Annotated in this window: 10 protein-coding genes; 4 read left to right on the top strand and 6 right to left on the bottom strand. The window is 34.0% G+C overall.

Annotation, left to right across the window (positions count from 1 at the left end; all coding sequences use genetic code 11):
* Positions 1 to 62: 62 nt before the first annotated feature.
* Entirely contained in the window at positions 63 to 893 is an 831-nt protein-coding gene (locus tag MQX03_RS15890) for a CPBP family intramembrane glutamic endopeptidase (RefSeq protein ID WP_242804220.1), read from the bottom strand.
* 196 nt (positions 894 to 1089) lie between these two features.
* On the opposite strand from MQX03_RS15890, the gene MQX03_RS15885 reads away from it, so the two are divergent.
* The 3 genes from MQX03_RS15885 (at position 1090) to MQX03_RS15875 (ending at position 4822) form a co-directional block, all read left to right on the top strand.
* Complete coding sequence (locus tag MQX03_RS15885; protein WP_242804219.1) at positions 1090 to 1884, top strand: hypothetical protein; 795 nt, start codon at positions 1090 to 1092, stop codon at positions 1882 to 1884.
* Between the two features lie 96 nt (positions 1885 to 1980).
* Positions 1981 to 3171, top strand: coding sequence for an MFS transporter (locus MQX03_RS15880; protein WP_242804218.1), 1191 nt, complete (start codon positions 1981 to 1983; stop codon positions 3169 to 3171).
* Between the two features lie 55 nt (positions 3172 to 3226).
* Positions 3227 to 4822 carry a peptide chain release factor 3 gene (locus MQX03_RS15875; RefSeq protein WP_242804217.1) on the top strand — a complete coding sequence of 532 codons (1596 nt, stop codon included), beginning with the start codon at positions 3227 to 3229 and terminating at the stop codon, positions 4820 to 4822.
* 72 nt (positions 4823 to 4894) lie between these two features.
* Here the strand turns inward: MQX03_RS15875 and MQX03_RS15870 are convergent, their stop codons facing one another.
* The 3 genes from MQX03_RS15870 to MQX03_RS15860 form a co-directional block, all read right to left on the bottom strand.
* Entirely contained in the window at positions 4895 to 7249 is a 2355-nt protein-coding gene (locus tag MQX03_RS15870; RefSeq protein ID WP_242804216.1) for a reprolysin-like metallopeptidase, read from the bottom strand.
* A gap of 528 nt (positions 7250 to 7777) precedes the next feature.
* A complete protein-coding gene (locus MQX03_RS15865; RefSeq protein WP_242804215.1) occupies positions 7778 to 10135 on the bottom strand; it encodes a zinc-dependent metalloprotease in 2358 nt (785 codons plus the stop codon).
* A 20-nt stretch (positions 10136 to 10155) separates the two neighbouring features.
* Positions 10156 to 10650, bottom strand: coding sequence for a hypothetical protein (locus MQX03_RS15860; RefSeq protein WP_242804214.1), 495 nt, complete (start codon positions 10648 to 10650; stop codon positions 10156 to 10158).
* 220 nt (positions 10651 to 10870) lie between these two features.
* Between MQX03_RS15860 and MQX03_RS15855 the strand changes: the two genes are divergently transcribed.
* Positions 10871 to 11806, top strand: coding sequence for a DUF4349 domain-containing protein (locus MQX03_RS15855; RefSeq protein ID WP_242804213.1), 936 nt, complete (start codon positions 10871 to 10873; stop codon positions 11804 to 11806).
* A gap of 223 nt (positions 11807 to 12029) precedes the next feature.
* Here MQX03_RS15855 and MQX03_RS15850 read toward each other — a convergent pair whose 3' ends face one another.
* Both MQX03_RS15850 and MQX03_RS15845 read right to left on the bottom strand, forming a co-directional pair.
* Positions 12030 to 12395 (bottom strand): hypothetical protein, encoded by a 366-nt coding sequence (locus tag MQX03_RS15850; RefSeq protein ID WP_242804211.1) that lies wholly within the window; start codon positions 12393 to 12395, stop codon positions 12030 to 12032.
* 35 nt (positions 12396 to 12430) lie between these two features.
* Entirely contained in the window at positions 12431 to 13570 is a 1140-nt protein-coding gene (locus tag MQX03_RS15845) for an acyl-CoA dehydrogenase (protein WP_229984422.1), read from the bottom strand.
* Positions 13571 to 13631: the final 61 nt, after the last annotated feature.

Raw genomic sequence — 13631 nt, 5'->3', positions numbered from 1 at the left:
AGCACTCATTGAATTTTGTGAAATTTGTGAAGAATGTTGGTGCTATTGGTGTTTGAATGAATTTAAATTTCTGAATAATGTACTTTATACTTCTTCATAAATAAATAGTAAAATGAAGAAAGCAAAACAATCCCAACTCCTAAAATTATCCATTCTGAAACTTTAAAAGCATCTGCAAAACTTTCAGATTTGGTGTAAAATATTAAGAAAGATGAGCATAAATTATTAAAACCATGCAAAAGCATTGGCAAGAGCAACGATTTAGTTTTATAATAAACCAACCCTAAAACGCAGCCAAGCATTACAGCTCCTACAAACTGCCAAGGATTCCCATGTACCAGACCGAAGACAATCGACGCAAAAACAATCGCTTTCCAAGGCTGTACCCCATTATTGATTAGTCCTTTCTGAATAATTCCTCTAAAAATAATTTCCTCAAAAATCGGCGCCATAATCACTGCAGTAATAATCATCACAACGGGATTATAAGTCAACTGACTCATCAAATCTGTAAAAAAATCATAATACTTTCCGAAAAAAGGTCCTGTAGTTGGAATTTGGGATGTTACAAATTCTCCTATAAACATCATTCCCAACATCATAGGAAATATGAGCAGATAAGTATAAAAATTAGTCGGAGAAAAGTTGAAATTCAGTTTCTGTTTCGTCTGTAATCTCACCACAAAAAAATCGAAGAAAGCAATTGAGATTAAAAATACCACCGCATTTGATACCATCAAAAACCAATCTTTATATTGTAGATTTTCTTTAAAAAACAACATCCAGAAAACATTGAAAAATCCAACAGCTAATGATCCTACCACAAAACCTGCGAATAATATCAAACCTCCGATCCAGGTGAATGTAAATTTTGGGTATCTGCTGTTTTCCATTTTTTTAATTTGAGAAACAAAGATAATTGAATTTGTATGAAAGAAAAATCAAATTCTGTTTTGGATAGGCAAAATTATTCCAGAAAATAGAAGATTAAAAATTTAATCTAAAAACTTAAATTTATATTCGCATAATTTGTGGGCATGAAACGTTTAACAATTTAACTTTATAATTTTCCTGAAAATAATTTCCATAATGAAACTTAAATCATTATTATTCTTTCTGCTTTTTATCACTCTAAAATTATCAGCTTGCAGATGCGGATCTGGGAATATTGCACAAGAATATTTTGATGCGGATCTTATAGGAATTATAACCGTTACAAAAACCTTTGATGGTAGCATTAAAGCTAACGGAGATCATAAATACGATAACTATAAAGCTAAAATTGATTTTAACCAAATAATTAAAGGACAAAAAGTAAATTTTTTAAATGTATTCGGTGCAAAAGATAAAGGAATTAATGATTATCAAGGCTGTTCACTTGCCCTTAATAGCGGAGAAAAATATCTTGTCATTTTAAAAAAAGATCAAAATAATGAATATTGGGTAGATTTATGCAGCCGGATGATTCTTTTAAGTTATCACAATAGTATTGACGAAGAGAATGAAATAATAAATCGGTATATCAATTTGTTTAAAAATCTTGAAAAATATAAAAACCAATTTTATGATTTAAAATTTGAAAAATTTTATGATTTGTCTGAAAAACGCATCACCTATCCTTACACACCACATACGGAATTTATAAAGTTGAATATCTCACAACCTTCTGAAAAATTAGGAATCTACAAGGTTTTTACTGATAAAAACAATAAAATAAAGAAAATAATCCCCATAAAGAAAATTGGTGAAAAGGATAAAAAAATTGAACAATTAATTTTAAAAAACTTGGAAATAGATCGTCCTCACCGAGATGAAAACAAATATAAGGAAAGTTTACTTTTACTCTATTTTGACGATTTTGAACACTTTTCTCTAAAATTCTAAAAAATTTGAATAAATAAATTTTTAAATTATTCATTTTGAAACATTGATATTAAATTATTTTTCTGAAGTATCTTTGTATCTTAATTTTTTATGAATATGGATCATGCAGTCAAACAGCCGGAAAATGTAAATTTACCACTACTCAGTTACGTTGGTTTTACTTTTTTAGGATACTTTATTATAGGTTTATCTCTCTCCGTTTTACCAATTTTCATCAGTAAAAACTTAGGTTTCAGCTTGGTCATTGCCGGATTGGTCATCAGTTTACAATATGTTGCCACATTTTTCCTGAGGGCATATTCCGGAAAAATCATTGATGGAAAAGGTCCGAAGCCGGCCGTTTTATTCAGTATGTTAGGTTTTTCTTTAACAGGAATTTTTCTTATTCTGGCTTATTATTTTAAATTTTCTCCTCTACTTAGTTTAGGTTTTCTGATCATCACACGTTTGCTGACAGGATGCGGAGAAGGAATGATTGGTGCGAGTCCCATCAATTGGGCAATTATGGCGCTTGGTGAAAAACATACCGCAAAAATTATTTCTTATAACGGTGTTGCGTGTTACGGAGCTTTAGCAATCGGGGCTTCGCTTGGAGTTGTGATTGAGCATAAATTCGGGCTTTACGGTATCGGTATTATTTCTATTTTAATTGGAATCATTGGTTTTCTGTTTGCCAAAACTAAAATCAATTACACAAATATGAATACTCAGGATTCTCAATCTTTCTGGAAAGTTTTGGGAAAAGTTTCGCCTTTCGGAATTTGTCTGGCTTTGGGAGGAATTGGTTTTGCAAGTATTTCTACTTTTATCACCCTATACTACAATTATTTTCATTGGAATAACGGTGCACTTTGCCTCACCGTTTTTGGAGGATTATTTGTTGCCGGAAGATTGGTTTTCAGCAATGTCATCAATAATTATGGTGGAATAAGAGTTGCGATTGCCTGTCTTTTAGTAGAAACAATAGGGTTGGTCATTATTTCCTTTGCAGCAACTTCACAGATGGCACTTTTAGGAGCCGGAGTTACCGGATTAGGATTTTCATTAATTTTTCCCGCTCTTGGAGTGGTTGCGATTAAAAGTGTTTCGCCATCAAGTCAAGGCTCTGCTTTGGCAGGATACGGGCTTTTTATTGACCTTTCGCTTGGCGTTGCAGGTCCGTTAATTGGTGGCGTTGCAGATATTTGTGGAATGAAATACATCTTCCCGTTCAGTGCCGGAATGGTTTTGGTAGGTCTGTGCGTTGCTTATTATCTTAAAACTAAATCAAGTTTCAACAAGTCGTAAATCCGATTTTCAGAATCCGATAAAAATCACGATTTTTGCAACTTCAAAATACACTATGTCAGACTTAATCAAAGAAATAGAGAAAAGAAAAACATTCGGAATTATTTCTCACCCCGATGCCGGAAAAACTACGCTTACAGAAAAATTACTTCTTTTTGGAGGTGCAATTCAGGAAGCTGGAGCCGTAAAATCGAACAAAATTAAAAAAGGAGCAACCTCCGACTTTATGGAAATCGAAAGACAGAGAGGAATCTCGGTAGCGACTTCCGTATTGGCATTTGAATATAAAGGCTACAAAATCAACATTTTAGACACACCTGGTCACAAAGATTTTGCTGAAGATACCTACAGAACTTTAACGGCAGTAGACTCTGTAATCGTCGTGATTGACGTTGCAAAAGGGGTTGAGGAACAGACTGAAAAATTGGTTAAGGTTTGTAGAATGAGAAACATTCCGATGCTGGTTTTCATTAATAAATTGGATCGTGAAGGTAAAGATGCTTTTGATCTGTTGGATGAAGTTGAACAGAAATTAGGTTTACGAGTTGTTCCACTTTCTCTCCCTATTGGAATGGGAGCTGATTTTCAGGGGATTTATAATATCTGGGAAAATAATATTCAGTTATTTTTAGAAGAAAAGAAACAGAAAGTAGGTGAAGCCATTAAGTTTGATGACATCAACGATTCTTCTATTGATGAGGTTATCGGTACTAAAGCCGCTAAGAATTTAAGAGAAGAATTGGAATTAATTCAATCTGTCTATCCTGAATTCAGCCGTGAAGATTATATGAATGGTGATTTGCAGCCTGTATTTTTTGGTTCAGCTTTAAATAATTTTGGAGTCCGTGAATTGTTGGATGCATTTATCGAAATTGCTCCGATGCCGCAGCCAAAAGAAAGCGAAACCCGCATGGTAAAGCCTGAAGAATCTGCATTTACAGGATTTGTTTTCAAAATTCACGCAAACATGGATCCTAAACACAGAGACCGTTTGGCTTTCGTGAAAATCGTTTCAGGAACATTTAAAAGAAATGAAAATTATCTTCTGGTAAGAGAAGGCAAAAAAATGAAATTTTCATCTCCAAACGCATTTTTCGCCGATAAAAAAGAAGTTGTGGATGAAAGTTTCCCGGGAGATATCGTAGGACTTCATGATACAGGAAGTTTCAGAATTGGTGATACTTTGACGGGTGGGGAAAAAATCAGCTTCAAAGGAATTCCGAGTTTCTCTCCTGAACATTTCAGATATATCAATAATAATGATCCTTTAAAGGCAAAACAATTAGCAAAAGGTATCGATCAGCTGATGGATGAAGGTGTTGCACAGTTGTTTACTTTAGAGATGAATAACAGAAAAATCATCGGTACAGTGGGTGCACTTCAGTATGAAGTTATCCAATATCGTTTGGAACATGAATATGGAGCAAAATGTACTTACGAACCACTTTCTATGCACAAAGCTTGTTGGGTGGAAGCTGATGAAAAATCTGAAGAGTATAAAGAATTTGCAAGATTAAAACAGCGATTTTTAGCAAGAGACAAATACAATCAATTGGTGTTTTTAGCTGATTCGTCATTTACCATTCACATGACTCAGGAGAAATTCCCGAATGTGAAATTACATTTCATCAGTGAATTCAGACAGAAATAAATTTTAAAATTTCATTCATATTCATAAAAAAACCGTTCAAATGAACGGTTTTTTTATGAATATGAATTACGATTACTTTTTATGAAGCATCAGTAATTTTTTAACAATTTTTTCGTCATCTACTGTTACATGAATCATGTAAGCTTCAGTAGGAAGATCTCTTAAATCTAGTTTCTCGTCAACTCTGTTATCAACAGTTCTTGAGAAGATGTGTCTGGTTTTCTTTGGCACCACTAATTTACCATCCATTGCATATACTTCGTATGTTACTTTGTAAGGAGCAGGTTTTCTGTCTGCATCAAATTTTGGAGGGAAGTCTGTTTTAATATACACATAGCCATCATTTGAAGGAACGGGGTAAATCATCATTCCCTGAAAGATTGGAGATTGGGCTCCAGGAGTTCCCGGAGTGATAACTGGAGGGGTAACGACTGCGGATGAATTAATTGTAAAGCCTTGTGTATTTACATTTAAAAAAATATTATTAAGACCTTTAACCATAATTCGTGCATTACTTACATTTCCCAAACCTCCTGGTACAGTGTAAGTATATGAACCATTATTAGGTGCGCTTGCTACTAATACTGTTGGGAACGTAAGACCACCATCCTTTGATAATAAAATGGTAACATTTGGTGTACTTACGGGAGCAGCTGTTGTTCCTGCAACGTTCCAAGTAATAGTTTGCGCCTGACCTTCATTCCATACTATTCCTGCTGTATTCTGAGAAGTAACAATAAAAGGTCCTGCAGTAGCATTTACTGTTACTACCATATCATCAGAATTATTTCCTGAACCTCCTGCTCTGTTGTCACGAGTTGTGAATCTGAAATTATATGTTCTTGCAACATTTGAGAGAGCTTCAACAACAATACCTGAGGCAGTACCAGCAGGACTTGAGGTGGTTGTTGCACCAGCAACTATTCGAGCTAATGGTGGAAAATATCTGTAAGGAACTGTTTGTGGAGTGTAAGATCTAAAAGTAGGTCCTGTTGCTTTTGTTGCACTTGCTGCTGAGTTAGCTCCGGTTTGAGTGTTAGACGCACTATCCATTTGCTCCCAAATATACGTTAGCGGATCACTATTTCCATCAGTACCAGAACCTGTAAGTACAAAAGGAGTACCTTTTGGAATTGTATAATCTAAACCAGCATCAGCTGTAGGAATAAGATTTCCAGTATTAGTAGTTACCGGGCAAGTTTTTAATTTAATATTATTTGTAATCTGCTGAATACTTGCCGCATGAAAATACGCATCTGAATGCATCTGAACATTTTGACCTGTAATACCTGCATAAGCCATAATTGTAGAACCGCTTCCAGGCTCCACATTGACCCCTGTTCCTTCGTTGCCATGTGAAAATGTGTGGTTTCCTCCAAATTGATGTCCCATTTCGTGTGCTACATAATCAATATCGAAATTATCTCCCATTGGAATGCCATCTGCTGGAGAAGTATATCCTCTACCTTTTGTACCATTGGTACAAACACAACCAATACAGCCAGCATTTCCACCACCTCCGGTAGCACCGAATAAGTGACCGATGTCGTAGTTTGCTTCTCCAATTGTTGCAGTAAGATTAGTTTGTAACTCTCCATTCCAAGCTCCACCTGTTCCAGCTGCTGCTCCAGAATAAGGATCAGTTGCTGCATTTGTATAAATTACAGAACTATTGTTTGCAATAATAATCATTCTAGCCGCAAAATCTTTTTCAAAAACTCCATTGACACGAGTCATGGTGGTATTCATTGCCGCTAATGCACCAGCTACTGTTCCTCCAAAATAAGTTGTGTATTCTCCTGTGCAAGATAAAGCAAGTCTAAAAGTTCTTAATTTACTATCATCTGCATTGGGTCTTGCCGTAAGGTTAGAGTTATCTATACCCTTTTGTGCTACATCAATTACCGTACATTCAAATTTATCTAAATTTTGATTTTTATCTGATTTTTTATAAACAACATACGTCGAAAGATCCTTTGTGTAAGGCTCTATAAAAACTGCAGATTTGTTAGCATACAACTCCATTGATGACAACCCTAGTGGTGACATGCTAAAATAAACCGTAAACTGAGTATCTCCTAAACTCTCCCCAACATAAGATTTTATGTCTGGGTATTGTGCTGCCAATTCCGGAGCAAAATTAGAGTTTTCTCTAACTTTAAAATCTTCCATCACGCCATCGGCATTTGGAAAAGAGATAATCACATCTGACTTTCCACTTTTAGAAAAATTTTGCGGAACCTTTGCTAATGCATTTTTTAAACCAGAAAAATCAAGACTATAAACTTTTGGGTGGATAATACTGGTTTTATTTTCAAATATTTCAGAACTGGTTTTTGGTGAAACTTCCTTCCAAAGTCGGTTTGTTTGTGCTAAAAACATATTGGATATAAAAAGCACTCCCATCACTAGTAGATGTTTTTTCATGTAAATTTTATTTAGATTACGAAATTTCAAAATTAATGAAAATTAACAACATTATAAATGATTTTTTTCACAAAACTTTTGGAATTATCTTAAAACTTTTCGCAATAATTAAAGATTCTATTTTTTGTTTTTTTTTAATAAAAGAATTAAAACAATGGACAAAACTAATTAGCACTTAAAGATGATTAAAAAAAACATGAATAATTGTTGAACTTCTCTCAAAATCATCTTTAAGAAAACATCAAACTACCACATAAGTTACTGAATATAAAATAATTAAAACAATGTTTTAATCATACATTTCATATAAATATTTCACGGAGAATAATCATTTATTTTACTTCAAAAAAAAGTGATTACTTGTGGAGAAACTTGAGATTAACCAATGTAAAAAAAAAGGAATGTAATTAATATCAAAAAAAGATTTTATAATTATATCAAACCATCTGATTAAATGTTAAACAATTAGAACGAAACACAAAAAAACCGTTCTTATGAACGGTTTTTTATACATATATTAATTACATTTTACTTCTTGTGAAGCATCAATAATTTTTTAACAATTTTTTCGTCATCCACAGTTACATGAATCATGTAAGCTTCAGTAGGAAGATCTCTTAAATCTAGTTTCTCGTCAACTCTGTTATCAACAGTTCTTGAGAAGATGTGTCTGGTTTTCTTAGGCACCACTAATTTACCATCCATTGCATATACTTCGTATGTTACTTTGTATGGAGCTGGTTTTCTGTCTCCATCAAATTTTGGAGGGAAGTCTGTTTTAATATACACATAGCCATCATTCGAAGGAACAGGATAAATCATCATTCCTTGGAAGACTGGAGACTGAGATCCAGGACTACTAGGTCCTCCCGTACCAGGACCTCCAGGGTTACCTCCTCCTCCTGGAGGAATAACTACGGCAGAAGAATTGATTGTAAAGCCTTGTGAATTTACATTTAAAAATACATTGTCTATCGCTTTCACCATGATTCTAGCATTAGTTACATTTCCTAAACCACCTTGTACAGTGTAAGAATACGAACCATTATTTGGTGTACTTGCAACTAAAACAGTAGGGAATGTAAGACCTCCGTCTTTCGATAATAAAATCGTAACGTTCGATGTGCTTACTGGTGCAGCTGTAGTATTGGCAACATCCCAAGTAATAATTTGTGCCTGACCTTCATTCCAAACTACACCGGCAGTATTTTGTGAAGTTACCACAAATGGACCAGCTGTACTTACTACAGTCAATTTCACATCATCTCGAGCCGTTTGTCCTCCTACAGGATTATTATCTCTTACAAGAACTGAAAAATTTAAAGGCCTGGCAATAGATGAAAGTCTTTCCCAAGTACTAACAGTAGCAGGATTTACTATAACTGATAATTTTGGAAAGTATCTTGACGGAGACACTGTAGGCGCAATAGACCTAAACAAAGGACCTACTGTATTGGTTGCCACTGGCGGTTGAGTTGCAACACCAGCATCAATCTGCTCCCATGTATATGTAATCGGATCACTATTTGGATCAGAAGCTGTTGCAGTCAACATAAAAGGTGTGCTCTTCGGAATGCTTTTATCTAAACCTGCATCTACAGTCGGCTCAATATTTGACGTTGGTGTCTTAATACCACAAGTTGATGTAGCCCCTGTAGTCAATCTTAAATACATCTCAGCAATACTAATAGAATGAAAATATGCATCACTATTATTTTGTACGTTTGGTGCACAAATTCCGGCATATCCCATGATAGTACTAGCACTTCCTGGTTCTACTGTTGTTGGTACATTTCTGTTACAATTGTTGTTTTGCGTGTGCATAGCTCCAAATTGGTGTCCCATTTCGTGAGCAACGAAGTCAATCACAAAAGGATCTCCAACCGGGATTGCGGAACCTGTTACACCACCTGCTTTGCTATTTCCACAAATTGACGGTGTAGCGGCTAATCCATTATCATTACCAGCAGTTGCTCTGAAAAACAAATGCCCGATATCATAGTTGGCAGCACCAATTACAGAGTTGGTCACTGTAATGTTTTGATTAAGCATTTGACCAGCATCAAGAGTATCAAAAGTATCTGTACTGATAAAGAACAAAGCATCAGTATTAGCAATAAGCTGTAGTCTAACCGAAATATCTCTTTCAAAAACTTCGTTAAGACGTGTAACCGCTAAGTTTACCGCTGCAAGAACAGCTGCTTTTTTCTGAGCATCAGTTCCTGTTCCTACTCCAGCAACTCCAGCGATATATGCTGTATATTCTATAGTTGTTGTGATAGAAAGTCTGTATTTTCTATTAAGCCCATCAACTACTGTTTTTTGAGAATTAAGTGCAGCATCTTTTAAATCACTGTCGCCATTGAAAAGACATTCAAATTGGTTTAAAGAAGTAGCCTTTTTTCTGTCATACATTTTATAGACTTTATTGTCTGTTGTATGAGAATCAAGATAGTAAATTCCGCTTTCACTTCTCATCATACCATTAAATCCGAAATAAGGATCTACGGTAAATCTGATTTGTGATGATTTATCCCCTTTTTTGTATCCTAAATAAGATTTAATATCAGAATATCTATTCTGAAGGTCAGGATGCATTGTAGATGATTCATAAACCTCATATGTATCAAAACCTCCCTCAATATTTGGGAAGTTCAGAAGAATACCTTTTTGGGAAGGATATGCACTTCTGTCCGGAGCATTTTTTAACTGATTTTGAATATCAGCCACATTTAATGTGAAAAGAGTGTAATCAGAAAGTCTTACGTTGTTCTCCCGAACCTCTGTTTCAACTTTAGAAGTCAACTTTTTCCAATTATTTTGCTGTGCAAAGCCCGCTGCAGAAAAAACCAGCAAACTGCTCAGAATGAGTATTTTTTTCTTCATATTTAAAATAATTATTATTACTATTTATTTAAATTTATTAGTTTGACACCTGACGGAGCAATTCCGTTTACTCTCAGTATCAATATAGGATCTTTTTGTTTGTTTAATAAATACTCTTCATTGCTTATTTCTTTATAATAAACATTCAATACAGAACCTTTCATTTCCATTTTTGTCACTTCAAAATCTCCAAAAGGTTGTTTTTTCATTATTGGCTTTAGCAACAGAAAAAATTCATTCTCCTCAAGAGTTGGAATAGGCGCTGATCGAGAAAATCTTTTATCTGCTAATTTACCATATAATTTAACGGTTTCGCTAAAGTCTTTTATTATCAGAAAATCATTTAATTGAACCTCACGATTTAATCTTCTCACCTCTGAAAACTCAACATTACCTTGGGGCTCATTCATTATTGATTCAGCTTTTAATTCATTATTTGCCATAGAAACACTTCTACAGCTAAATTCTGCAGAACCAATTAAAAACGACAAAACCAATAAGAAAGTATGTTTCATTATTAAAATCTCAAAAAGCAAAGGTAAATATTATTATATTTATAATGAATATTTTTTTTTAACATTTTTAACATTTAACATTTTCTTTGTAAAATAACTCTATTTATTTTACAAAAAACTGATTATCAACAACATAAAACTTTACCAAAATCATACATTTCTTTTACAAATTTCGCTGAAGATAACCTTATAATTTTATTTCAACAAAAAAATTAATGTTATGAAAAAGTATATCTTATTATTAGCAACAGCGACCAGTTTCACGATGTGTAAAAAAGGTGAAGCAACAAATTCTCAATTAGAAAAATCACTAAATTCTGTTGATAGCATGACGACAGATATTAGTGATAAAGCAAAAAGTGTAAGCAATGAAGCAGAAGCTGTTTTCGATTCTGCAAGCATTAAAATTAAAGATTTTGAAAAAACAAAAAGCAATGCAACCAAAATTATAGAATCAACGTCTAAAAGTGTTGACTCTATTTCAGATAAAATTGCCAATATAAAATTGGAGTCTAAAATTGAAAAGAAAGATTCTTTGAACAAAAATTCCGAAAAAATCGTAGTCAATGTTCCGGCACCGAAAATCATTAAAGAAACCAAAATCATCTACAAGGACAAACCGAAAAATAAAAATTACGAACAAATTGTTTCAAAAAACAAAATGACAAAAACCGGAATTTTGGAATTAAAAGTAAATGATGCCGAAACCGCAAAAGAAATCGTAAAAGAACAAGTTAAAAAATATGATGGCTTCATCAAAAGTGAAAACATTTCTTTAAATAACAACGACAAAAAAATCGCTTACCTTAAAGTAAAAGTTCCGATTCAAAAGTTCGATTATCTAATGGAAGATCTGAGCTACAACATTGGAGAAATTGAAAATAAAGGAATTGATATCAGCGGTCAGGATTTCGTGAACAATACTTTATGTGACGTAGAAATAACTATATATGGAGACAATGAAAGTCTTGCTGTAAAGGAAAAACCTGAAGGCTTCGGAGCACAATCTCTGGCAGCTGTTTCCTCTGGTTGGAACGTCATCACTTCAATATTCTTATTCATTCTTCCGCTTTGGCCTTTGTTTTTGATCGCAGGAATTGCCTACTACTTTTATAAAAAGAAAAACAAAAATCTCCCTGGGAATGATTCTAATTAATTAGAAAAGTTTTAATTAAATTTTAAGGCAAGATTTTATATTAGAATTAATATTCATACTAAATTTGTTTTATCAAAATTTCAAAAGAGAAAAAAAATTTAAACAAGATTTAACCTTATTCAAAAATTTGAATCAAAACAATAAAGAAATTAATAGTTTTCATATATTAATATTTGTGATTTGGTGTAAAGTAAAAGGCTCTCAATGCGAGAGCCTTTTATGATTATTTCATGTTCACTATTTTATCAACAACATACTTTGTGTTCCCTCTCCAAGGCAAAGTTCCGTTGTATTCTTTGTAATGAAGATCAAAAGTTTTACCACTGTTGAGTTCCAGCTGTTTGAAAATTTCAGGATCCGTTACAGAAAACTCAAACTCGTAACTTGTTACAGTTCCGGTTTTTCCTCTTCCAAAACCTTCCTGAATCAGTTTACCCTCGTATGTTTTAAAAACATAGCCTTTATTGATGGCATAATTCAGATATCCGGATTTCACTCCTTCTCCGAAAACGAAGAAAAATTTATACCAGATAAAAACTCCCACGAGAAGTAAAACTACTCCTAAAGTGATTAACCAAGATTTTTTCATACTAAGATATATTAGTGCCCTTAAATTTAAAGATATTATTTTGCAATACTTCTAGAAATCACAATTCTTTGGATTTCAGAAGTTCCTTCATAAATTTGAGTGATTTTTGCATCTCTCATCAATCTTTCTACATGGTATTCTTTTACATATCCGTATCCACCGTGAATCTGAACTGCTTCAATGGTGGTATCCATCGCAACCTGAGACGAATATAATTTAGCCATTGCTCCGATTTCAGAAATGTCTTTTCCTGCATCTTTTTCTACAGCCGCTTTAAAACAAAGCATTCTTGCCGCCGTAATCTGAGTTGCCATATCTGCCAATTTGAAGGCAATCGCCTGGTGATTGATAATTTCAGTTTTGAAAGCTTTTCTGGTTTTAGCATATTTCAGAGCCATTTCGTAAGCTCCTGAAGCAATCCCTAAAGCCTGAGAAGCAATCCCTATTCTACCACCATTCAAAACAGCCATTGCAAAGTTGAATCCGAAACCGTCTTCACCGATTCTGTTTTCTTTAGGCACTTTTACGTTGTTGAAAAGCAAAGAATGTGTATCACTTCCTCTAATTCCCAATTTGTCTTCTTTTGGTCCGATTTCAAAACCTTCCCAACCTCTTTCTACGATAAAAGCGTTGATTCCTTTATGTTTTTTCTCAGGATCTGTCTGAGCGATTACAATATAATAAGTAGCCGTACCTCCATTGGTGATCCAGTTTTTCACACCATTTAAAAGATAGTAGTCACCTTTGTCTTCAGCTGTAGTTTTTTGAGAAGTCGCATCAGAACCTGCTTCCGGCTCAGATAATGCAAATGCTCCGATTACCTGACCGCTTGCTAGTGGTGTAAGATATTTTACTTTTTGCTCTTCAGAAGCATATTTTTCTAAACCAGCACAAACTAATGAGTTATTTACAGACATTACAACTGCTGCAGAAGCATCGATTTTTGCGATTTCCTCCATTGCCAAAACGTAAGAAACGCTGTCCATACCGGCACCGCCGTACTTAGGATCAACCATCATTCCCAAAAGTCCCATTTCGCCCATTTTCTTTACTTGCTCAGTAGGAAATTTTTGATCACGGTCTCTTTCAATTACTTCTGGTAATAGTTCGTTCTGTGCAAAATCTCTTGCTGCCTGCTGAATCATCAGCTGTTCTTCGGATAAATTAAAGTCCATAAAAATTATAATTAGATGGTCGTAAATTAATACTTTTTAGTCAAATCTGAAAAAAAAATTA

Origin of the sequence: Chryseobacterium aahli (assembly GCF_022699665.1) — a bacterium.
Taxonomy (GTDB): Bacteria; Bacteroidota; Bacteroidia; order Flavobacteriales; family Weeksellaceae; genus Chryseobacterium; species Chryseobacterium aahli.
This window is presented reverse-complemented; position numbering and strand designations above follow the sequence as displayed.

Excerpts from the sequence above, each read along its gene's own strand:
- MQX03_RS15875 (WP_242804217.1), top strand. The coding sequence starts at position 3,227 with ATGTCAGACTTAATCAAAGAAATAGAGAAAAGAAAAACATTCGGAATT.
- MQX03_RS15860 (WP_242804214.1), bottom strand. The coding sequence starts at position 10,650 with ATGAAACATACTTTCTTATTGGTTTTGTCGTTTTTAATTGGTTCTGCA.
- MQX03_RS15865 (WP_242804215.1), bottom strand. The coding sequence starts at position 10,135 with ATGAAGAAAAAAATACTCATTCTGAGCAGTTTGCTGGTTTTTTCTGCA.
- MQX03_RS15885 (WP_242804219.1), top strand. The coding sequence starts at position 1,090 with ATGAAACTTAAATCATTATTATTCTTTCTGCTTTTTATCACTCTAAAA.
- MQX03_RS15850 (WP_242804211.1), bottom strand. The coding sequence starts at position 12,395 with ATGAAAAAATCTTGGTTAATCACTTTAGGAGTAGTTTTACTTCTCGTG.
- MQX03_RS15890 (WP_242804220.1), bottom strand. The coding sequence starts at position 893 with ATGGAAAACAGCAGATACCCAAAATTTACATTCACCTGGATCGGAGGT.
- MQX03_RS15855 (WP_242804213.1), top strand. The coding sequence starts at position 10,871 with ATGAAAAAGTATATCTTATTATTAGCAACAGCGACCAGTTTCACGATG.
- MQX03_RS15880 (WP_242804218.1), top strand. The coding sequence starts at position 1,981 with ATGGATCATGCAGTCAAACAGCCGGAAAATGTAAATTTACCACTACTC.
- MQX03_RS15870 (WP_242804216.1), bottom strand. The coding sequence starts at position 7,249 with ATGAAAAAACATCTACTAGTGATGGGAGTGCTTTTTATATCCAATATG.
- MQX03_RS15845 (WP_229984422.1), bottom strand. The coding sequence starts at position 13,570 with ATGGACTTTAATTTATCCGAAGAACAGCTGATGATTCAGCAGGCAGCA.